At 55.6% G+C, this 21,069-nt stretch carries 17 protein-coding genes; 10 read left to right on the forward strand and 7 right to left on the reverse strand.

What is annotated here, in order from left to right:
* Positions 1-42: 42 nt before the first annotated feature.
* Both AC07WB_RS08530 and ydgT read right to left on the reverse strand, forming a co-directional pair.
* Complete coding sequence (locus AC07WB_RS08530; protein WP_345826795.1) at positions 43-489, reverse strand: DUF2569 domain-containing protein; 447 nt, start codon at positions 487-489, stop codon at positions 43-45.
* 109 nt (positions 490-598) lie between these two features.
* The gene (gene ydgT, locus AC07WB_RS08535; RefSeq protein WP_097094065.1) at positions 599-814 is read right to left on the reverse strand and encodes a transcription modulator YdgT; all 216 of its coding nucleotides are present in this window, start codon (positions 812-814) and stop codon (positions 599-601) included.
* 674 nt (positions 815-1,488) lie between these two features.
* Here ydgT and ytfQ point away from each other — a divergent pair.
* From ytfQ to yjfF, 4 genes are read left to right on the forward strand one after another with little or no spacing between them, the layout of a single operon-like run.
* A complete protein-coding gene (gene ytfQ, locus AC07WB_RS08540; protein WP_097094064.1) occupies positions 1,489-2,445 on the forward strand; it encodes a galactofuranose ABC transporter, galactofuranose-binding protein YtfQ in 957 nt (318 codons plus the stop codon).
* 56 nt (positions 2,446-2,501) lie between these two features.
* Entirely contained in the window at positions 2,502-4,022 is a 1,521-nt protein-coding gene (locus tag AC07WB_RS08545; protein ID WP_494940313.1) for a sugar ABC transporter ATP-binding protein, read from the forward strand.
* On the forward strand, positions 4,015-5,031 hold the full coding sequence (gene ytfT / locus AC07WB_RS08550) for a galactofuranose ABC transporter, ATP-binding protein YtfT (protein WP_097094062.1): 1,017 nt from the start codon (positions 4,015-4,017) through the stop codon (positions 5,029-5,031). The genes AC07WB_RS08545 and ytfT overlap by 8 nt, the downstream gene beginning before the upstream one ends.
* A complete protein-coding gene (gene yjfF, locus AC07WB_RS08555; RefSeq protein WP_494940314.1) occupies positions 5,028-6,014 on the forward strand; it encodes a galactofuranose ABC transporter, permease protein YjfF in 987 nt (328 codons plus the stop codon). The genes ytfT and yjfF overlap by 4 nt, the downstream gene beginning before the upstream one ends.
* A 553-nt stretch (positions 6,015-6,567) precedes the next feature.
* On the opposite strand, the gene araA is transcribed toward yjfF, so the two are convergent.
* Complete coding sequence (gene araA, locus AC07WB_RS08560) at positions 6,568-8,070, reverse strand: L-arabinose isomerase (RefSeq protein ID WP_097094060.1); 1,503 nt, start codon at positions 8,068-8,070, stop codon at positions 6,568-6,570.
* 12 nt (positions 8,071-8,082) lie between these two features.
* On the reverse strand, positions 8,083-9,768 hold the full coding sequence (locus tag AC07WB_RS08565; RefSeq protein ID WP_494940315.1) for a ribulokinase: 1,686 nt from the start codon (positions 9,766-9,768) through the stop codon (positions 8,083-8,085).
* 365 nt (positions 9,769-10,133) lie between these two features.
* Here AC07WB_RS08565 and AC07WB_RS08570 point away from each other — a divergent pair, with 365 nt between their 5' ends.
* From AC07WB_RS08570 to AC07WB_RS08590, 5 genes are all read left to right on the forward strand, one after another.
* On the forward strand, positions 10,134-11,117 hold the full coding sequence (locus AC07WB_RS08570; protein ID WP_494940316.1) for an arabinose ABC transporter substrate-binding protein: 984 nt from the start codon (positions 10,134-10,136) through the stop codon (positions 11,115-11,117).
* A gap of 91 nt (positions 11,118-11,208) precedes the next feature.
* A complete protein-coding gene (araG, locus tag AC07WB_RS08575) occupies positions 11,209-12,729 on the forward strand; it encodes an L-arabinose ABC transporter ATP-binding protein AraG (RefSeq protein ID WP_097094057.1) in 1,521 nt (506 codons plus the stop codon).
* Positions 12,730-12,746: 17 nt separating this feature from the next.
* Complete coding sequence (gene araH, locus AC07WB_RS08580; RefSeq protein ID WP_097094056.1) at positions 12,747-13,733, forward strand: L-arabinose ABC transporter permease AraH; 987 nt, start codon at positions 12,747-12,749, stop codon at positions 13,731-13,733.
* 66 nt (positions 13,734-13,799) lie between these two features.
* The gene (araC, locus tag AC07WB_RS08585; protein WP_345826789.1) at positions 13,800-14,717 is read left to right on the forward strand and encodes an arabinose operon transcriptional regulator AraC; all 918 of its coding nucleotides are present in this window, start codon (positions 13,800-13,802) and stop codon (positions 14,715-14,717) included.
* Positions 14,718-14,794: 77 nt separating this feature from the next.
* Positions 14,795-15,835, forward strand: coding sequence for an oxidoreductase (locus AC07WB_RS08590; RefSeq protein WP_494940317.1), 1,041 nt, complete (start codon positions 14,795-14,797; stop codon positions 15,833-15,835).
* A gap of 142 nt (positions 15,836-15,977) precedes the next feature.
* Here the strand turns inward: AC07WB_RS08590 and add are convergent, their stop codons facing one another.
* From add to malX, 3 genes are all read right to left on the reverse strand, one after another.
* Complete coding sequence (gene add / locus AC07WB_RS08595; RefSeq protein ID WP_494940318.1) at positions 15,978-16,976, reverse strand: adenosine deaminase; 999 nt, start codon at positions 16,974-16,976, stop codon at positions 15,978-15,980.
* A gap of 118 nt (positions 16,977-17,094) precedes the next feature.
* Positions 17,095-18,273: a MalY/PatB family protein gene (locus tag AC07WB_RS08600; RefSeq protein ID WP_494940319.1), complete on the reverse strand. Its 1,179-nt coding sequence runs from the start codon at positions 18,271-18,273 to the stop codon at positions 17,095-17,097.
* Positions 18,273-19,859 (reverse strand): maltose/glucose-specific PTS transporter subunit IIBC, encoded by a 1,587-nt coding sequence (malX, locus tag AC07WB_RS08605; RefSeq protein ID WP_097094051.1) that lies wholly within the window; start codon positions 19,857-19,859, stop codon positions 18,273-18,275. The genes AC07WB_RS08600 and malX overlap by 1 nt, the downstream gene beginning before the upstream one ends.
* Before the next feature lie 174 nt (positions 19,860-20,033).
* Here malX and malI point away from each other — a divergent pair, with 174 nt between their 5' ends.
* Entirely contained in the window at positions 20,034-21,062 is a 1,029-nt protein-coding gene (gene malI / locus AC07WB_RS08610) for a Mal regulon transcriptional regulator MalI (protein WP_097094050.1), read from the forward strand.
* Positions 21,063-21,069 lie beyond the last annotated feature (7 nt).

The following is a 21,069-nucleotide window of genomic DNA, read 5'->3' on the forward strand; positions in this document are numbered from 1 at the left end:
TCGTTGAGAGCACTCAGAATTAAATTGCTGACGAAACTGGCGTCATTCGGGCTGGATAAACGTCTGTTTTACGCGTTGCGAGCGTTTGAAATAGGGCACAAACACTGCCGCAGCCAGCAGCGACAACAGCAATGTCTGAATCGCTTTACTGTCCGCAACCGGAGTAAATGCGAAGGTTTTTAGCGCCAGCAGCACGGTCATCAGCAACCACAGGATGTAATGGCGGGGTAAACGTTGCGAACGTTTACAGAAAATCCAGCACACCCAAATGCTGTAAAGCCAGACGACAGCAGCGGTGAGCAACGAAATGGACCATTGCGTCAGCAGCGTGCCGCCGTGTGAAAACAGCGTCGTACGCAATTCGGTATTAAATAGCGGGCTCAAATACATCGCCACGACAAGCGCACTGGTGAGCATGGTCATAATCAGCCACGCCAGCGGCAGCAGCAGCCAGCCAGCAATACGTGGCGGATTCACTTGTTTGATCATCTCAAAGATCCTGTTTGCGAAAAGAGGGCGATGCAGAGCGTATCATGTCCAAACGGGACACGCCCGACCTGGACAACGCAAAAGCGCAGATAAAGAGAGGGGGAATCAATTAGATCACGTAGCGCCATACAGTTTTAGGCACGCGTCCAAGATCGTACAAACGACCGCCTGAAACCAATTCGGCACGTCGATGGTCAGCCGCACGATACATATTGATGATCTCATTATCATCAGTCAGCGAATAATTGAGATGGTCATAGAGCTTTTCCAGACTATCGAGATTATTCACCTTACGGAATTTCAGCAGGTAATCTAATGCAGTCATGATTGCCATTTAAAAATAAAGTACTCGGAAGTGCCCAAGTATAGGGAGCGGGCGGCCAGAGTCCATACGCTGCTTATAAAAAAATACAAAATTCAGACAACATGCGCTAATTCGCTCATGAAAGGACACTTTTGTGACTTTTTAACTTTTTTAACGCGCATTTATTGCGCGATATCAGGCAAATTAAAACGCGCGATACCCGGGGTTGTGAGAAAAACTCACCATATTTGGCGTGTTAATCAAGGCCGCTATTTGTGCGTCTCTATAATAGTATTTTCCTCTATTGTCGCCGGGTAATCCGTTATTTATTCCGAGCAGGTTGGCAAAATCATGAACACGCAATGAAACTGTCATTCACAATCTGTGCGAATAATCACAAATCTCATAATTCCTCGCGGGTTCTGCCCACAACCATTCTTTACGTATTCGCTGTAATCGTTTCCAGTACTTTGCTGCATAACCGATTCTGTTTATTACATTTATTTAACGACAGAAGCGTTAAGCACCAATCGTTTTGTCCATAACGATTAGACTTTATAAGTTATACCCATTCGCGTAACTCCTTTAATTCACTCTGATTTGTGAGGTATGTCGCGCTTGTTTACGCGCTTTTAGGCCAGGCTTAATTCGCGTTTTGTACCCCTACAGCACACTCCCTTCAGAGGAATGAAATTATGTGGAAACGTTTACTCTTAACCGCCATGGTGAGCTCGGCACTGAGTACGTCGGTGCTTGCCGCTGATATGACGGTGGGCTTCTCACAGGTTGGCTCGGAATCTGGCTGGCGTTCAGCGGAAACCAACGTGGCGAAAAGTGAAGCGCAGAAGCGCGGTATCACCTTGAAAATCGCTGATGGTCAGCAGAAGCAGGAGAACCAGATCAAAGCGGTACGCTCCTTCATTGCACAGGGTGTCGATGCCATCTTCATTGCGCCCGTGGTGCAAACGGGATGGGAACCGGTGCTCGAAGAAGCGAAAGACGCCAAGATCCCGGTGTTCCTGTTAGACCGCGCTATCGTGGTGAAAGACAAGTCCCTCTACATGGCGGTGGTCACCGCGGACAACGTGCTGGAAGGCAAGTTGATTGGCGACTGGCTGGTAAAAACCGTTGCTGACAAAAAATGTAATGTCGTTGAGCTGCAAGGCACGGTTGGTGCCAGCGTGGCGATTGACCGTAAGAAAGGCTTTGCCGAAGCCATCGCCGGCCATAACAACATCAAAGTAATTCGCTCGCAGTCGGGAGACTTTACCCGCAGTAAAGGTAAAGAGGTGATGGAGAGTTTTATCAAGGCGGAAAACAACGGCAAAAACATCTGCATGGTTTACGCACATAACGATGACATGGCCATCGGTGCCATTCAGGCGATTAAAGAAGCGGGCCTGAAGCCAGGCAAAGATATCCTTACCGGCTCAATTGATGGCGTACCGGATATCTATAAAGCGATGTTGGCTGGTGAAGCCAATGCCAACGTGGAGTTAACGCCAAACATGGCGGGGCCGGCCTTTGACGCCCTGGAGAAATTCAAGAAAGACGGCACGCTGCCGCCAAAAATCATCAAAACCGAATCGAAACTGTATCTGCCCGACTCCGCGCAGGCGCAGCTCGATACCAAAAAAGGCATGGGTTACTGATCCCCGCAACCGCCCTGCGGGGCGGTTTTTGATGACGTAAGGCGAGGTAGAACCTGATGAGCACCTCCGATGAAACCGCACTGCTGACCATCAGCGGCGTCAGCAAAGGTTTTCCCGGCGTGAAAGCGCTGGATAATGTTTCGTTCAGCATTCGCAAAGGCGAGATCATGGCATTGCTGGGCGAAAACGGCGCGGGCAAATCCACGCTGATCAAAGTGCTGACCGGCGTCTATACGCGTGATGCCGGCACAGTCACGCTCAATGGCAAGGCGATTACGCCACACAATACCGCCGATGCGCAGGAAATGGGCATCGGCACCGTTTACCAGGAAGTGAATCTGCTGCCGAACATGTCGGTGGCGGATAATTTATATATTGGCCGTGAACCGCGCCGTTTTGGCATGATCGACCGTAAACGCATGGTACGTGATGCGGATACGTTAATGCACAATTACGGTTTTGCGCTCGATGTGACGCGCCCACTCGGCCACTACTCGGTAGCGATGCAGCAAATCATTGCGATTTGTCGCGCGGTGGATCTCTCTGCGCAGGTTTTGATTCTGGATGAGCCAACCGCCAGCCTTGACGCCAGCGAAGTTGAAATGCTGTTTACCCTGATGGCGCAGCTTAAAGCCAAAGGAATGAGTCTGATTTTTGTCACCCATTTTCTCGACCAGGTTTACCGCATAACCGATCGCATCACCGTGCTGCGCAACGGGCAGTTTATTGCTACCCGGGATACCGCCACGCTGCCGCAGATTGAACTGATCAAACTGATGCTGGGCCGCGAGCTGCTGGAAACCGCCTTACAGCGTCAGGGCAGTACGCTGCGCAGCAACCAGCCAATCGTTTCGTTTGAAGATTATGGCAAGAAGGGCACCATCGAACCGTTCAATTTGCAGGTGCGGCCCGGCGAAGTGGTGGGTCTGGCCGGTTTGCTGGGTTCAGGTCGTACCGAAACGGCGGAAGTACTGTTTGGCATTCGCCGCGCCGATCGCGGCACCGCGACCATTAAAGGCAAGGTGCAAAACATTCGTACACCGGCGAAAGCATCCCGCCTCGGCATGGGCTTCTGCCCGGAAGATCGTAAAACTGACGGCATTATCGGCGCTGCCTCGGTACGCGAAAATATCATTCTGGCGCTGCAGGCGCAGCGCGGCTGGCTACGGCCACTCAAACGCCGTGAGCAGCAGGAGATTGCCGAACGCTTTATTAAAAGTCTGGGCATTCGCACGCCGCATGCCGATCAGCCGGTTGAGCTGCTGTCCGGCGGCAATCAGCAGAAAGTGCTGCTGTCGCGCTGGCTGGTAACCAAACCCCAATTCCTGATCCTCGACGAGCCGACGCGCGGCATTGATGTGGGCGCGCACGCCGAGATCATTCGCTTAATTGAAACCTTATGTGCCGACGGACTGGCGCTACTGGTTATCTCCTCTGAACTCGAAGAGCTGGTGGGCTACGCCGATCGCGTATTGATCATGCGTGATTTGAAGCAGGTGGCTGAAATCCCGCTAGAACAGCTGTCGGTGGCATCCATCGTCAACGCCATCGCCGATGGAGGAGCACAACATGCTTGAATCCCCTATGACACATGAAAAACCCGTACGGCGTAAGCCGAAGCTGCCGCCTGGGATGCCGCAGATTATTGCGCTGATTCTGGTGCTGCTGGTGGATAGTCTGGTGGCGAATAACTTTTTTGCCATCCATATACAGGACGGGCGCCTGTTCGGCAGTCCGATTGATATCCTCAATCGTGCTGCGCCGGTTGCGCTGTTGGCCATTGGCATGACGCTGGTGATTGCCACCGGCGGCATCGATTTGTCCGTGGGCGCAGTGATGGCGATAGCCGGGGCCACGGCGGCAACCTTAACCGTCGCGGGACACAGTCTGCCCTTTATTATTCTGGCCACGCTCGGCACGGGTCTGGCGTGTGGTTTGTGGAATGGCGTACTGGTGGCGCTCCTCAAAATTCAGCCGTTTGTTGCCACGCTGATTTTGATGGTGGCGGGGCGCGGTGTGGCGCAGCTGATTACCCAAGGTCAAATTGTCACCTTTAATAGCGATAGCCTGGCGTGGTTCGGCAGCGGTTCGCTGTGGCTACTGCCGGTGCCGGTGTGGATTACGCTGCTGGTGGCGTTGCTGGTATGGCTGCTGACGCGCAAAACCGCACTTGGGCTGTTTATCGAAGCGGTGGGCATCAATCTGCGCGCGGCACGTAATGCGGGCGTCAATGGCTGGCTGGTGGTGATGTCAACCTATGTTATCAGCGGCGTGTGTGCGGCAGTTGCGGGGATGATTGTCGCGGCGGATATTCGCGGTGCCGATGCTAATAACGCCGGTTTGTGGCTGGAGCTGGATGCGATTCTGGCGGTGGTAATTGGCGGCGCCTCGCTGATGGGTGGACGGTTTAATCTGGTGCTGTCGCTGATTGGTGCGCTGATTATCCAATCAATGAACACCGGCATTCTACTGTCCGGCTTCCAGCCTGAACTCAATCAGGTGGTGAAAGCGGTGGTGGTGATGTGCGTGCTGTTGCTGCAGTCGCCTCGCTTTATTGCCATGTTGAAACGGAGACGCCCGAAATGATTAAACGTCATCTGCCTTTAATGATCACGCTGCTGGTGTTTGTCGCGGGTTATCTATTCTGCCTCAGTCAATTTCCCGGTTTCGCCTCGACGCGCGTGATTTGCAACATCCTCACTGATAACGCCTTCCTCGGGATTATTGCCGTGGGGATGACCTTCGTGATTTTGTCCGGCGGCATTGATTTGTCGGTGGGCGCGGTGATTGCCTTTAGCGGCGTGTTCCTGGCGCGGGTGATTGGCGATTACCATGTCGATCCGCTGCTGGCGTTTGCATTGGTATTGGCGATGGGCGCGCTGTTTGGCGCGATGATGGGCTGGCTGATTGATGCGCTGAAAATCCCGGCCTTTATCATTACGCTGGCGGGGATGTTTTTCCTGCGCGGCTGTAGCTATCTGGTGTCGGAGAATTCGATTCCTATCGACCATCCGCTCTATACCACGCTGTCGAGTTTGGCATGGAAGATACCGGGCGGCGGCCGACTCAGTTTGCTGGCGGTGATTATGCTGATAGTGGTGAGCGGCGGCATTATTTTGGCGCACCGCACGCGCTTTGGTAATCAGGTGTACGCAATTGGCGGCAGCCTGACCTCGGCGCAGCTGATGGGCGTTTCAACCCGCGCGACCACCATTAAGATTTATATGTTATCGACCACGCTGGCGACGCTGGCGGGCATTGTGTTCTCTATCTATACCTCGGCGGGTTATGCGTTAGCGGGATTAGGCGTCGAGTTGGATGCCATTGCCTCGGTAGTGATTGGCGGCACCTTGCTGTCTGGCGGCGTGGGCACGGTGTTGGGCACGCTATTCGGCGTGTTAATTCAGGGATTGATTCAGACCTGGATTAACTTTGACGGCACCCTGAGTTCGTGGTGGACGAAGATCGCCATCGGCATTCTGCTGTTCGCTTTTATCGCGCTGCAACGTCTGCTGACCGTGATGTGGGATCGCCAGCAGAACGCGCCGGTTAAGCGTTTAATCTCTTAAGTACTAAACCCCATTGTTTCTGAAACATCGTAGGGTGGCCATTTATGGCCACCTGGTTTGCCTTGTGGCTGTGGGATTGGGTGCTCCGGCCAGGAAAGGCCTTGTGGACAATCTCATTGCTGCTATGGGCAGTAAAATTAAACTTTCTGCCCGGTCGTAGCGGCGCAATTTATTGCGCAATGTTGGGATGGGCTTGATGCCGCCATCGCCATTCTGCTGTTCGTCTTGCTCACTTTCGTAGGGTGGCCATTTATGGCCACTTGGTTTGCTTTGTGGCTGTGGGATTGGGTGCTTCGGCCAGAAAAGGCCAGCCCGATCGCAAAGAAACCCTGCATCCATGCAGATCGGCCTCGCCATCCCTGGCTCGGACGCTTTGCTCTTCGGGCTGGCCTTTCCCGGCCTTGTGGACTATTTCATTGCTGTTTACACCTGGTGCGCATAAATGCGCACCCTACAGAACTCCGGATCGACTTTTGTAGGGGCGCCATTCATGGCGACCAACACCGATAAAAAAAGCCGCGAATCATCGCGGCCTTGGTTAATCCATTTCACTTCAACGCGCTAAGCGGTAATACGCCTCGTTCCAGCGCAGCGCATCTTTAAAGGCCGGCAAACGCGTTTCTTCATCAATCACCACGACTTCAATGCCGTTCAGCTCGCCGTAAAGATACATATCATCCAAATCCAGCGCCTGGCTAAACACCGTGTGGTGCGCGCCGCCGGCCAGAATCCAGGCTTCGGAGGCGGTGGCCAGCGACGGCTGCGCACGCCACAGCGCACGCGCCACCGGCAGCTTCGGCAGCGGTTTTGGCTGTTCGATGGCATCCACCACATTCACCAGCAAACGGAAACGATCGCCGAGATCGATCACGCTGGCATTCACCGCGCGTCCTGCCGGCGTAGAGAAAATCATGCGCGCCGGGTCGGCTTTAGCGCCAATGCCGAGGAACTGCACATCAATCAGCGGCTTCTCCTCTTTGGCGATAGACGGGCACACTTCCAGCATGTGCGAGCCCAATACCAAATCGTTACCCGGTGAGAAGTGATAGGTGTAATCCTCCATAAAGGAGGTCCCGCCCGCACGAGCGCCCGCTTGTACCTTGAGGATGCGCAGCAGCGCGGCAGTTTTCCAGTCGCCTTCACCGGCAAAACCATAGCCCTGGCCCATCAGGCGCTGCACCGCTAAACCCGGCAGCTGCGTCATGCCATGCAACGTCTGAAAGTTGGTGGTGAAGGCTTTGCAGCCTTCGGCTTCAAGGAAGCGCTTCAGTCCCAGTTCGATGCGCGCCGCATCCAGCACGTTTTGACGTTTATCCCCGTTGACGGCGGCCACCTCGCTAAAGCGATATTGGCTCTCATATTCGTCGATCAGCGTGTTGACGTCGCCATCGCTGACGCTGTTCACCACCTCGACCAAATCACCGACGCCCCAGCCGTTCACCGAGTAGCCGAACTGAATCTGCGCCGCCACTTTATCGCCTTCGGTCACCGCCACTTCACGCATGTTGTCACCGAAGCGGGCCACTTTCAGCTGCTGGCTGGCCTGTTTCGCCAGTGCAGCATTGATCCAGCGTCCAATGCGCTGCTGGCTGGTTTTATCCTGCCAGTGGCCGGTCACCACGCTGTGCTGCAAACCCATGCGCGCGCCGATAAAGCCGAATTCACGGCCGCCGTGTGCGGTTTGGTTGAGGTTCATAAAGTCCATATCCATGCTGTCCCACGGAATTTCTGCGTTGAACTGGGTATGGAATTGCAGCAGCGGCTTATTCAGGATGCTCAGGCCGCCAATCCACATCTTGGCCGGAGAAAAGGTGTGCAGCCAGGTAATGATGCCGACGCACTGATTGTCGTGATTAGCATCACGGCATAAGGCCAGCGCTTCGTCGGGTGATTTCACCAGCGGCTTCAGCACCAGCGGCACCGGTAAGGTTCCAGCCTGATTTAATCCTTCCATCACCTGGCGAGCGTGTTGCTCCACCTGACGCAAGGTTTCCGCGCCGTAAAGGTGCTGCGTGCCAATAACAAACCACACCTGTTGTGCGTTGTGCTGTTCCATTAAATCTCTCCTTTACTGAGCGGATGCGGTGCGTGCGGCATACTGCGGTTCAGCGGCCTGGCACCAGTGTTGATAACGTTGATAAAGTCGCTGATAAACCACAACGCGCTCGGCGTTGGGTTGTAGCGTCACGTCGATTGGACTTGCCATTACCTGTTGCGCAGCAGGTACATCGGCATATACGCCAGCAGCCACGGCGGCAAAAATGGCGGCACCCAGCGCGCAACATTCGTCAGAGGCAACGATATCCAGCGGCCGGTTCATTACATCGCAGCAGGCCTGCATGATGGCGGGGGATTTGCGTGCAATGCCGCCGAGCGTCAGGATGCTCTGCACCGGGATCTGCTGCTGCTCGAAACACTCCATAATGGCGCGCGCGCCAAAAGCGGTGGCGGCGATAAGGCCACCAAACAGCGCAGGCGCATCGGTACCAAGATTGAGATCGGTGATCACACCTTTTAAGCGCTGATTGGCATCCGGCGTGCGACGACCGTTGAACCAGTCCAGCACCACTGGCAGGTGATTAAGCTGGGGATTAGCGGCCCAGGCTTCCGTGAGATTGTGGATCAGATCCTTTTGCAATGCGGCCAGCTGCGGCTGCATTTCCGGATGCTGCAGCGCGGCCTGTTGCAACGGCCAGCCCAGCAGGCGGCTGAACCAGGCATAAATATCACCAAATGCTGATTGACCGGCTTCACAGCCGATCGCGCCCGGCACCACGCTGCCATCCACCTGGCCGCAAATGCCTTTAATGGCGCGGTCGCCGACGGTGTCGCTGTCTGCAATTAAGATGTCGCAGGTTGAGGTACCAATCACCTTCACCAGCGTATAAGGCTGTGCGCCAGCACCAACCGCGCCCATATGGCAGTCAAAAGCACCACCCGACAACACCACCTGTTCGGATAAGCCGAGACGCTGCGCCCACTCGCGGCTCAGCGTGCCGACCGGGATATCGGCGGTCCAGGTTTCAGTGAAGAGCGGGGAGTCGAGCTTATCGCTCAGGATCGGATCGAGCGCGTTGAAGAAGTCAGCCGGCGGCAGGCCTTGCCATTCCGGATGCCACAATGATTTGTGTCCGGCAGCACAGCGCCCACGGCGCAGTTGCGCCGGTGCGGTGGTGCCGCTCAACAACGCGGGAACCCAATCACACAGTTCCACCCAAGACACTGCCGCATCTCGCACCGTAGCATCCGCGCGCGACACGTGCAGTATCTTGGCCCAGAACCACTCCGACGAATACACGCCGCCAATATAGCGGGTGTAGTCGTTGAAACGACCGCTGCGACACAGCTGATTGATCTCTTCGGCTTCCTCAATCGCGGTGTGATCTTTCCACAGCACAAACATCGCATTTGGATTGCTGGCGAACTCAGGACGCAGCGCCAGCACGTTGCCATCGCGATCGATCGGTGCCGGTGTGGAACCAGTGGAATCGACGCCGATGCCGACAACCGCAGCGCGCTGCTCCGGTGTTAACGCCTTCACCACCGCCACAATCGCCTGTTCCAGCGCATCAATGTAGTCCTGCGGATGATGGCGAAAGCGGTTGCTATGGGGATCGCAGAATTCCCCCCTGGCCCAGCGCGCGTAGTTCACGACGGCTTTTTCCAGCTCTTTACCGCTGTGGCAATCCACGGCCAACGCGCGCACCGAGTCACTGCCAAAATCCAGCCCAATTGTTATGGTGCCAGCACCCATTGGGATTCTCCTGTGTGAGTTATCTGGCTCTATCCTGGAATGGGGGGCAATTAGCGGTTAGTCACCAGCGGCTGAGAATATGCACTTTTCTGTCATCGGTAAGGTTGTGTGATCCATAGCAAAAGTTAATGGCCGGTTAAATTCGCTGAATATATGGAGGATTTTGTCATCGTTTTGGGATGTGATACCGCTCTACATTTTTCCTTTCCATTCTCGCTACAACTAGCCCAGCGTTTGCGCAGCCTTTGCACAACCGTTGCGCTAACGCACTGATTTTCAGCCTTGCCCTACAAGTAAATTTGATTGGTAGCGTTTACACCGATTGGTTAATAACAGCCAAAAACACCATTGTGCCGGAGAGCATCATGCATAAATTCACTAAAGCGCTGGCGGCGGTTGGTCTCGCCGCGGTTATGTCACAATCCGCTATTGCCGAGACCATGAAGCTCGGTTTTCTCGTTAAGCAACCGGAGGAACCCTGGTTCCAGACCGAATGGAAATTCGCTGATAAAGCGGGCAAGGATCTTGGCTTTGAAGTGATCAAAATTGCGGTGCCTGACGGTGAGAAAACCCTCAACGCCATCGATAGCCTCGCCGCCAGCGGCGCGAAAGGCTTTGTTATCTGTACGCCTGATCCTAAGCTGGGTTCGGCGATTGTCGCCAAAGCGCGCGGTTATGGTCTGAAAGTGATTGCCGTTGACGACCAGTTCGTCACCGCCAAAGGCAAACCAATGGATACCGTTCCGTTAGTGATGATGGCGGCGACCAAAATTGGTGAGCGCCAGGGACAAGAACTCTACAAAGAGATGCAGAAACGCGGTTGGGATGTGAAAGAGACCGGCGTGATGGCGATCACGGCTAATGAGCTCGACACCGCGCGTCGTCGTACCAGCGGTTCGATGGACGCCCTGAAAGCCGCCGGTTTCCCGGAAAAGCAGATCTATCAGGTGCCGACCAAATCTAACGATATCCCAGGCGCGTTTGACGCCGGTAACTCGCTGCTGGTGCAGCATCCGGAAGTGAAACACTGGCTGGTTCTCGGCATGAACGATAACACCGTGCTGGGTGGCGTGCGCGCCACCGAAGGTCAGGGCTTTAAAGCGCCGGACGTCATCGGTATCGGCATCAATGGCGTGGATGCGGTGAGTGAGCTGTCGAAAGGGTCCGCCACCGGTTTCTATGGCTCGCTGCTGCCAAGCCCGGACGTGCACGGTTATAAGAGCAGCGAAATGCTCTACAACTGGGTCACCAAGGATCAGGAACCGCCGAAGTTCACCGAAGTCACCGATGTGGTGCTGATTACCCGCGATAACTTCAAAGCCGAACTGGATAAGAAAGGGCTGAAGTAAGCATCAGCGGTCGCCATTAATGGCGACCCTACGATGCGGTTTTGTAGGGTGCGCATTTATGCGCACCTCGGCCAATGACTGAGGAGTAACCATGAACTTAGATTCTGAATTTCTTTCGTTTCATGGCATTAGCAAGACCTTCCCGGGCGTAAAAGCGCTGCAGGACATCTCATTCAGCTGCCGCGCCGGTGAAGTGCACGCGCTGATGGGGGAAAACGGTGCCGGTAAATCGACATTGTTAAAGATCCTCAGCGGCAGCTATCAGCCGAGCGGCGGTGAAATTCGCATCAAAGGCCAGCCGAAGAGCTTCAACAATACGGTGGATGCGCTGGATGCCGGCGTTGCCATCATTTACCAGGAGCTGCATCTGGTGCCGGAAATGAGCGTGGCCGAGAACATCTATCTTGGCCAGCTGCCGCACAAGCGTGGGCTGGTGAATCGTAAACTGCTGCGCTATGAAGCCGGGTTACAGCTGCAAAATCTGGGGATGAATATTGACCCGGATATGCCGCTGAAATACCTGTCGCTGGGCCAGTGGCAGATGGTGGAAATCGCTAAAGCACTGGCGCGTAATGCACGCATCATCGCTTTTGATGAACCCACCAGTTCGCTGTCAGCGCGCGAAATCGACCATCTGTTTCGCGTGATCCGCCAGCTGCGCGAGCAGGGTCGCACCGTGCTGTACGTCTCGCACCGCATGGAGGAGATTTTTGCCCTTAGCGATGCCATAACCGTGTTCAAAGATGGCCGCTACGTGCGCACATTCACCGATATGAAAAACACCCATCACGATGATCTGGTACAGGCGATGGTGGGACGCAATCTCGGGGATATTTATGGTTACGCGCCGCGTGAGCTGGGGCCGGTGCGGCTGCAGCTGGACAATGTTGAGGCGAAAGGCGTGCGTATGCCGATTTCGCTGACGGTGCGTGCGGGTGAAATTGTTGGCCTGTTTGGTCTGGTCGGCGCGGGACGCAGCGAGCTAATGAAAGGGCTATTTGGTGCCACCAAACTGCGTGGCGGCACGGTGACGCTGGATGGCAAAAAGCTCAATATTCGCCAGCCGATAGATGCGATCCGCGCCGGCATTATGCTGTGCCCGGAAGACCGCAAATCGGAAGGCATCATTCCGGTGCATTCGGTGCGCGATAACATCAACATCAGCGCGCGTCGCCACAATCTCACCGCCGGCTGCCTGATTAAACCGGGCTGGGAAGCGAAAAACGCGGACATCCACATTCGTTCGCTGAATATCAAAACGCCCGGCCCACAGCAGCTGATCATGAACCTCTCCGGCGGCAACCAGCAGAAGGCGATTCTGGGGCGTTGGCTGTCGGAAGAGATGAACGTGATTCTGCTGGATGAGCCGACGCGCGGCATTGATGTCGGTGCCAAACACGAAATCTACAACCTGATTTATCAGCTGGCGAAGAAGGGGATTGCGGTGCTGTTTGCCTCCAGCGATCTGCCCGAGGTGATGGGCCTGGCCGACCGCATTCTGGTGATGCGCGAAGGCGAAATTGCCGGTGAATTGCCACACGATACCGCCACAGAGCAGCTGACGCTGAGCCTGGCGATGCCGAAAACCCCTCAAGCGGCCGCCGTGGCCTGATGTAAAGGAGAGCAATAATGGCTTCATCTACCACTTCCAACACGCCACCGGTACAGCGCAATGGCTTGCAGCTGGGGCGAATTTGGGACAACTTCGGCATGCTGGTGGTGTTCGCGCTGCTGTTTATCGTCTGTGCCATTTTTGTGCCGAACTTTGGTTCAATCATCAACATGAAAGGGCTCGGCCTGGCGATGTCGATGTCCGGCATGGTGGCGTGCGGCATGCTGTTCTGCCTGGCATCTGGTGACTTTGATCTGTCTGTGGCTTCAGTGATCGCCTGTGCCGGTGTGGTCACCGCCGTGGTGATCAACATGACCGAAAACCTGTGGATTGGCGTGGCAGCCGGTTTATTGCTGGGCATGGCGACGGGTTTTATCAACGGTTTCGTTATCGCCCGACTGAAAATCAACGCCTTAATCACCACGTTGGCCACCATGCAGATTGTGCGCGGCCTGGCCTACATCTTCTCCGACGGTAAAGCAGTGGGAATCGAAGATGAGCGCTTCTTTACCCTCGGTTACGCCAACTGGCTCGGCGTGCCCGCGCCCATCTGGCTTACCATTGCGACCATGGTGCTGTTTGGCTTCCTGCTGAATAAAACAACGTTTGGTCGTAATACGCTGGCGATAGGTGGCAACGAAGAGGCTGCCCGTCTGGCGGGTGTGCCGGTGGTGCGTACGCGCATCATTATCTTTATCCTGTCCGGCCTGGTGTCGGCGGCGGCGGGGATCATTCTGGCTTCACGCATGACCAGCGGCCAGCCGATGACCTCACTCGGTTATGAGTTGATCGTCATCTCGGCCTGCGTGCTGGGCGGCGTCTCGCTGAAAGGCGGCATCGGCAAAATTTCTTACGTGGTGGCGGGGGTGCTGATTCTCGGTACGGTTGAGAATGCGATGAATTTATTGAATATCTCGCCATTCTCACAGTATGTGGTGCGCGGTTTGATACTGTTAGCGGCGGTGATTTTTGACCGTTACAAACAGAAAAACAAAACCGCCTGATAATCCCCGGCTGAGCGCCTCATCTAGGGCGCGCTCAGCGCATTTCACGCGAAAAGTGAGGGCACTATGTACCATCGTGAACCCCCGAGTGAGCAGCAGAATCCCTTATTGCCGGGTTATCCCTTTAACGCCTGGCTGGTGGCGGGATTGACGCCGATTAACGCCAACGACGCGCTGGATTTCTTTATTGACCGTCCGCACGGCATGAAAGGCTACATTCTGAACCTGACGATCAAGGGCCAGGGCCGCGTGTTCGATGGTGAATCGGCTTTCGATTGTGAACCCGGTGATTTGCTGCTGTTTCAACCGAAAACGCCGCACTATTATGGCCGCGCGCCGGATAGCCCGTGCTGGTTCCATCGCTGGGTCTATTTCCGTCCACGCGCTTACTGGACGGATTGGCTGCAGTGGCAGGATGAAAGTCAGGGCGTCGGGCGGTTACGTTTGTCGGAAGCTCAGCGCGCCGAGTTTGATCGCCTGTTTGCCAGTATCGAACAGACGCACAACTCCGGGCGCCGTTTCGCCGAAGAATTGGCGATGAATCTGCTGGAGCGTTTGCTGCTGCGTGCAGTGGAAGAGGATCCGCGCAGCCATCAGCAAATTCGCGATCCGCGCGTGATTGAAGCCTGTCAGTACGTCACCAATCATCTGGCGGGCGAGGTGAAGATTGAAGAGGTGGCGCGCCACGTCTGTTTATCGCCGTCACGTCTGGCACACCTGTTCCGTGAGCAGATGGGGATTAATCTACTGCGCTGGCGTGAGGACCAGCGCGTGATCCGCGCCAAGCTGCTGCTGCAAACCACCCAGGAACCGATTGCCTCGGTGGGGCGTGAAGTGGGGTACGATGACCAACTCTATTTCTCGCGCGTGTTCCGCAAACGCGTGGGTGTTAGCCCCAGTGATTTCCGCCGCCGCAGTCAGGATGCGCAGGATGCTTTAGTGGCGCATGAGAGCTGGCAATCCGCACGGAGTGCTATTTCCTGAGTTTTCAGGTGATTCCGCCTTGTTCTTATAGACTGATTCGTCTTAAATCAGTCTGGTAACGAACAAGAGGAATGAGAATGAGCGATAAATTACGTGTCGGCCTGATTGGCTACGGTTTTGCCAGCAAAACCTTTCATGCACCCTTGATCGCCGGTACGCCGGATGTTGAGCTGGCGGCGATCTCAAGCAGCGATGCCAGCAAAGTGCATGCAGACTGGCCTTCAGTGCAAGTGGTATCCGATCCACAAGCGCTGCTGGATGACCCGACACTGCACCTGATTGTTATTCCCACCCCGAATGACACCCATTTCCCGTTAGCCAAAGCGGCGCTGAACGCCGGTAAACATGTGGTGGTCGATAAACCCTTTACCGTGACGTTGTCACAAGCTCGCGAACTGGATGCGCTGGCAAAGGCCAAAGGTCTGCTGCTATCAGTGTTCCATAACCGCCGCTGGGACAGTGATTTCCTGACGCTGAAAAATCTGCTTAACGAGGGAACGCTGGGCGAAGTACGCTACTTTGAATCCCACTTTGACCGCTTCCGTCCGGAAGTGCGTCAGCGCTGGCGCGAAATGAAAGGTGCGGGCAGCGGTATCTGGTTCGATCTTGGACCGCACGTGCTGGATCAGGCTTTGCAGCTGTTTGGAACGCCGGTGGCTATCAATGTGGATATGGCGGAGCTGCGTCCAGGCGCACAAACCACCGATTACTTCCATGCGGTGCTGACCTATCCCTCCCGCCGCGTGGTGCTGCATGCCAGCATGCTGGTGGCGGCAGAATCTGCGCGCTTCGTGGTACACGGCACGCGCGGCAGCTACGTTAAATATGGTCTTGACCCGCAGGAAGATCGCCTGAAAGCAGGTGAACGGCCGCCGCAGGAAGATTGGGGCTATGACATGCGCAACGGCACGCTGACGCTGGCGGAAGGCGATGTGATGGTCGAAAAAGAGTTGCTGACGCTGCCAGGCAACTATCCGGCGTACTATGCAGGCATTCGCGATGCGATTGCGGGTACCGGTGCCAATCCGGTGCAGGCGGAAGAGGCGATTCAGGTGATGGAGTTGATCGAGCTGGGCTTGCAGTCTGCCGAGAAGCGCCAGACTATGTCGTTGCGATAATCGCTTACTACCTTTCCGTTGGGAGCGCTGATACTCGCTTTACTCCCTCTCCCTTTGGGAGAGGGCCGGGGTGAGGGAAAGAAGACTCCGTGCGCTTTATCCCTCACCCTAACCCTCTCCCGCATGCGGGAGAGGGAATGTTTTATCCCGCCACGCGCGCACGCAGCGCTGCTTTCTCTGCATCGTTGAGGAACGCGATGGTCACGCCATTGTCCTGCGCCTGACGTATCTCTTCAGCGCTTAATCCTGCCTGCGGCGCCGCCACTTCATATTCATGTGCCAACTCAACGCCCTGAACGGCCGGATCGTCAGTGTTAATGGTGGCGAGAATGCCGTGTTGCAGGAAGGTTTTCAGCGGATGATTGTTCAACGACGACACCGTGCTGGTTTGAATATTCGACGTCAGGCAAGATTCAATTCCAATACGTTGTTCGGCGAGGAAATCCATCAACGCGCGATCTTCAATCGCTTTAACGCCGTGACCAATACGTTCTGCACCCAGTTCACGAATCGCCTGCCAGATACTCTCCGGGCCCGCCGCTTCACCGGCATGCACCGTAATGCGGAAACCGGCATCGCGTGCACGATTAAAGTGGCTTAAGAATTCGCTGCCCGGGAAGCCAAGCTCGTCGCCTGCCAAATCGACCGCAGTGATGCCATCGCGATGCGCCAGTAAACCTTCCAGCTCACGCAGGCAGGCTTCTTCGCCAAACGTACGGCTCATGATGCCCGTCAGGCGCACATCGACACCGTATTGCTCAATACCGGCACGCACGCCGTCAATTACCGCTTCAACCACGCCGGCAATCGGCAGGTTGTGCGTCATCGCCATATAGCCTGGAGAGAAGCGCAGTTCCGCATAATGAATACCGGCACGCGCCGCATCCTCGACGTTTTCCAGCGCAATGCGACGGCAGGCATCAAGATCGCCCAGCACTTTCACGCCCCAATCCAGTTTCTGCAGGAAGCTCACCAGGTCCGGCTCATTGGCGGTAACCTGCACGTGCGGACGCAATGCATCGAGTGAATCGGCGGGCAGCGCGAGATTATACTGGCGACCTAAATCGAGAATGGTTTGTGCGCGGATATTGCCATCAAGATGGCGGTGAATGTCGGTGAGGGGGAGTTTAAGATCAATCATGGCGCACTCGCTTAAGTTTCATAAAGTGCAGAGGATTATAAAAACATCTTGCGCAACAGCGCCAGCGATTTGCGCAAACAGTAAAACGGATGCTGAATTAATCAGCATCCGTGGCATTTTAGAACGATTTTAACCCGGCGATCAGCCGATCCAACCCATCATCGAGTTTGCTGCGCGGGCAACCGGCGTTGAGACGCAGATAACCGCGACTCGCCGTACCGTAAGTCGAACCAGGCATGATCGCTACTTTGTGTTGCTGTATCAGGCGCTGTTGCAGCGCCTGTTCATCAACGCCCAGCGGATTAAGATCGATCCACGCCAGGTAAGTGGCAGCGGGCGGCTGCCAGTTGAGCTGCGGAAACTCAGCATTCAGGCGCAGGGCGATATGTTGCAAATTGCCGCGCAGGTAAGCGCGCAGCGCATCCAGCCACGGTGCGCCATCACGATAGGCGGCGATGGTTGCCGCGATCGCCATCACCGCCGGCGAGGAGAGGCCGTCTTGTTGCTTCAACGCGCGAAACCATACCTGACGATCGTGCTCGTTGGGAATGATGCCCCACGCGCCGGTCAGCGCCGGAATATTGAAGCTCTTGGAAGCCGAGGTAAACAGCGCCCAATCGGAAGTTGCCACCTGGCTCCATGGCGTATGCGGCATATCACTTAGCACCATATCCATATGGATTTCATCGCTGATAACCTTGACGCCATGCCGTTCGCACAGCGCCGCCATCTGCTGCAACTCCTGCAATTGCCACACTTTTCCTGTTGGATTATGTGGACTGCAAAGCAGCATCACTTTGCAGCGCGGGCGTGCCAGCAGCGTTTCCAGCTGTGCCATGTCACAAACCCATTGGTTACCGTGACGCTGCAGCGGCAGTTCCAGCACGTGACGCTGATTGCCGTTGATGGTGTTGTAAAACGCATCGTAGGCGGGCGTGTGGATCAGCACTTCATCGTCGGTCTGCGTCCAGTGGCGCAGCAGCTGCGCCACCATATAAATCACTGACGGACCATAAACGAATGATTCTGCCGGGATTTCAGTATGAAAACGGCTGCGCATCCAGTGCTGAAGTGCGGAGAGAAAATCAGCGTGCTGCCAGCGGCTGTACCCGAACACGCCATGCTCGAGTCGCTGCTGGAGCGCCGCAACAATGCACGGGGCGGTGGCGAAATCCATATCGGAGATAGTGAAGGGCAGTAAGTCCGCCACGCCGAAGCGATCGGCGACGAAATCCCACTGCGTACACCAGCTGCCGTGGCGATCGACCACGTGATTAAAATCGAAATCCTGCATCATTACACCGTTGCGCTCATCAGGTGCGCCATCTCGTCTTTCACCGACTGCACCTGCGGCCCCATCACCACTTGCAGGTTAGTTTGATTAACGTGCACCACGCCAATCGCGCCGTTAGCTTTCAACGCTGCGTCATCCACTTTGCTCATATCGACGACGGTCAAACGCAGGCGCGTCAGGCAGTTATCCAGCGAGGCGATGTTCTCCACGCCGCCCAACGCTGACAGAATCGCCGGCGTATTAAAGCCAGATTTACCTACGCTCGCACGGCTAACCTGCTGTGCAACGCTGTTAGTTTCAACTTCGCGGCCCGGCGTTTTGATGTTGAAGTGACTGATTGCAAAACGGAAGATGGCGTAATAACCCACGAACCACACCGCAGCAATCACTGGCACCCAATACCATTTAGTTGAGAGACCATGCAGCACACCAAAGACGAAGAAGTCGATCACGTTACCGTCGGTATTACCGATAGTGACGCCGAGTATCGCCATGACGGTAAAGCCTAAGCCAGTCAGCAGCGCGTGGATGAGATACAGCACTGGCGCGACAAACAGGAACAGGAATTCGAGGGGTTCCGTGGTACCGCCTACTACGCAAGCCACCACGCCGGAAATCAGCAGGCCTTTAATCTTGTGGCGATTTTCAGGGCGTGCGCAGTGATACATCGCCAAGGCTGCGCCCGGCAAGCCACCGAGGAAGGCCGGCATTTTACCCTGCGACAGGAAGCGTGTGGCGCTCTCGGCAAAGCCGTGCGTGTCCGCACAAGCAAGCTGCGCCTGGAAAATAGTTAATGCGCCGCTGACGCTTTTGCCGCACACATCCAGCGTGCCGCCAGCATCGGTAAAGCGAATGATCGCCACCAGAATATGTTGTAAGCCAAACGGCAGCAGCAGACGTTCACCGGTACCGAAGATCATCGGGCCAAATTCACCGGCGCTGTTGATCACCCAGCCAAGGCCGGTAATGGCGCGCGCAAAGAAAGGCCAAATCAGCGGCACCACTAAGCCCAGCACGCCCATGGCCATCGCCGTGACGATCGGGACAAAGCGCGTCCCGCCAAAGAACGCCAGCGCATCCGGCAGGCGAATGTTATGGAAACGTTCGTGCAGCCAGAACACCACGATGCCAACAATCACCGCACCGAGAATACCGGTATCTATCGATTGGATGCCAAGGATGTTTTGGACGTTATTGGCTTTCAGCACGGCCGCATCGGTCGTGGGCAGAATGCCATTGATGTTGAGCCAGAAATTGATGCTCAGGTTCAGCACCGCATATCCGACAAAGCCGGCAAATGCCGCGACGCCTTTGTTCTCACGCGCCATGCCCAGAGGAATCGCGATAGCAAACATCACCGGCAGGTAGCTGAAGGCAAAAGAACCGATCTTCGCCAGCCAGATAAACAGGTACTGCAGCAGCGGCTGATCGAGCAGTGGGATCAGCGTAAGTACGTCGTGGCTGCTGAGTGAACTGCCAATCCCTAACAGAATGCCGCAGAACGACAGCAGGGCGACGGGCAACATAAAGGTTTTACCCAGACTTTGGAAAAACTCCCAAAGCGACATTTTAGGACGGCTAGCGGGCATATTCTCTCCTGGCAATAAAAAGGAAGGTGTTCAATGTGGTCAAGGATGATAAAACGTTTTATCACTTATTTTTGTGGCTATAATCACAAAGAGTGACTAATTGCAGACTTTATTTTTGATGAAATCAGTGTAACGTTTTAGCCCTTTGTATCTGGACGTTGGTAACGGAACGCTATGTCCCAGCAGAAAACCACAATTCATGACGTGGCATTGGTCGCCGGGGTTTCGGTCTCAACCGTGTCATTGGTGCTCTCCGGAAAAGGGCGCATCTCACCCGCCACAGCCACACGCGTCAACCAGGCGATTGAACAGCTCGGCTACGTCCGCAATCGCTCGGCATCCATTTTGCGCGGTGGTGAAAGCGGCGTGATCGGCTTGATTGTGCGCGATCTCAGCCAACCGTTTTATGCGGCGATGACCGCTGGACTCAGCGAAGTGCTAGAGCAACAGGGCAAAGTGCTGGTGCTAACGCAAAGCGGTCAGCATGGGCAGCACCTTAAACGGTGCTTTGATACGCTGGTGGCGCAGGGTGCGGAGGGTATTGTGCTCGGCGGTGCGGTAGCACAGGCGGAAACGCTGGTACCGTTAGCGCAGGAGCAGAGCATTGCTTTAGTCTGCGCCGCGCGCGCCAGCAGTCTGGACAATGTCGATTCATTACGTCCCGACAACAGCCAGGCCGCGCGCATGGCCACCGAATATCTGATTCGACAGGGACATCAACGCATCGCCTGGATGGGCGGATTAGGTTCGTCATTGACGCGCGCTGAACGCATTGGTGGCTATTGTGCCACCTTGCTGCAGTACGGCTTACCTTTTCGATCTGACTGGATTATTGAGTGCGACGATCGTCAGCAAAGCGTCTCGGCGTTGACGCTTGAGTTATTGCGGCAACATCCGGGCATCACGGCGATTCTGGCGCACAACGGCAGCACCGCGCTCGGCTGCTATTTTGGTGCGCTGCGCTGTGGGCGAACGTTTGGTGAAGGGGCGGTAGACAGTTATTACACGCAGCAGCTGGCGTTGGTTGGATTCAACGACGATCCGCAGCGCGAGCTGCACGATCCCACCATGACCTTTGTCAGCAGCGAAGCGCGGGACGTGGGAAGGCGAGCGGCCGAACGAATGATGCAGCGACTGGCACAGCCGGAAGCAGAAATACAAAGTTTGATCGTGCCGCCCCAGCTGGTGCGCGGGGAAGCGTAAGGGCGGC

It is taken from the genome of Pantoea sp. GW821-FHT03E06, assembly GCF_059420725.1.

Excerpts from the sequence above, each read along its gene's own strand:
- araG (WP_097094057.1), top strand. The coding sequence starts at position 11,209 with ATGAACTTAGATTCTGAATTTCTTTCGTTTCATGGCATTAGCAAGACC.
- AC07WB_RS08600 (WP_494940319.1), bottom strand. The coding sequence starts at position 18,273 with ATGATGCAGGATTTCGATTTTAATCACGTGGTCGATCGCCACGGCAGC.
- malX (WP_097094051.1), bottom strand. The coding sequence starts at position 19,859 with ATGCCCGCTAGCCGTCCTAAAATGTCGCTTTGGGAGTTTTTCCAAAGT.
- araH (WP_097094056.1), top strand. The coding sequence starts at position 12,747 with ATGGCTTCATCTACCACTTCCAACACGCCACCGGTACAGCGCAATGGC.
- ytfT (WP_097094062.1), top strand. The coding sequence starts at position 4,015 with ATGCTTGAATCCCCTATGACACATGAAAAACCCGTACGGCGTAAGCCG.
- araA (WP_097094060.1), bottom strand. The coding sequence starts at position 8,070 with ATGGAACAGCACAACGCACAACAGGTGTGGTTTGTTATTGGCACGCAG.
- yjfF (WP_494940314.1), top strand. The coding sequence starts at position 5,028 with ATGATTAAACGTCATCTGCCTTTAATGATCACGCTGCTGGTGTTTGTC.
- ytfQ (WP_097094064.1), top strand. The coding sequence starts at position 1,489 with ATGTGGAAACGTTTACTCTTAACCGCCATGGTGAGCTCGGCACTGAGT.
- ydgT (WP_097094065.1), bottom strand. The coding sequence starts at position 814 with ATGACTGCATTAGATTACCTGCTGAAATTCCGTAAGGTGAATAATCTC.
- araC (WP_345826789.1), top strand. The coding sequence starts at position 13,800 with ATGTACCATCGTGAACCCCCGAGTGAGCAGCAGAATCCCTTATTGCCG.
- malI (WP_097094050.1), top strand. The coding sequence starts at position 20,034 with ATGTCCCAGCAGAAAACCACAATTCATGACGTGGCATTGGTCGCCGGG.
- AC07WB_RS08590 (WP_494940317.1), top strand. The coding sequence starts at position 14,795 with ATGAGCGATAAATTACGTGTCGGCCTGATTGGCTACGGTTTTGCCAGC.
- AC07WB_RS08545 (WP_494940313.1), top strand. The coding sequence starts at position 2,502 with ATGAGCACCTCCGATGAAACCGCACTGCTGACCATCAGCGGCGTCAGC.
- AC07WB_RS08530 (WP_345826795.1), bottom strand. The coding sequence starts at position 489 with ATGATCAAACAAGTGAATCCGCCACGTATTGCTGGCTGGCTGCTGCTG.
- add (WP_494940318.1), bottom strand. The coding sequence starts at position 16,976 with ATGATTGATCTTAAACTCCCCCTCACCGACATTCACCGCCATCTTGAT.
- AC07WB_RS08565 (WP_494940315.1), bottom strand. The coding sequence starts at position 9,768 with ATGGGTGCTGGCACCATAACAATTGGGCTGGATTTTGGCAGTGACTCG.
- AC07WB_RS08570 (WP_494940316.1), top strand. The coding sequence starts at position 10,134 with ATGCATAAATTCACTAAAGCGCTGGCGGCGGTTGGTCTCGCCGCGGTT.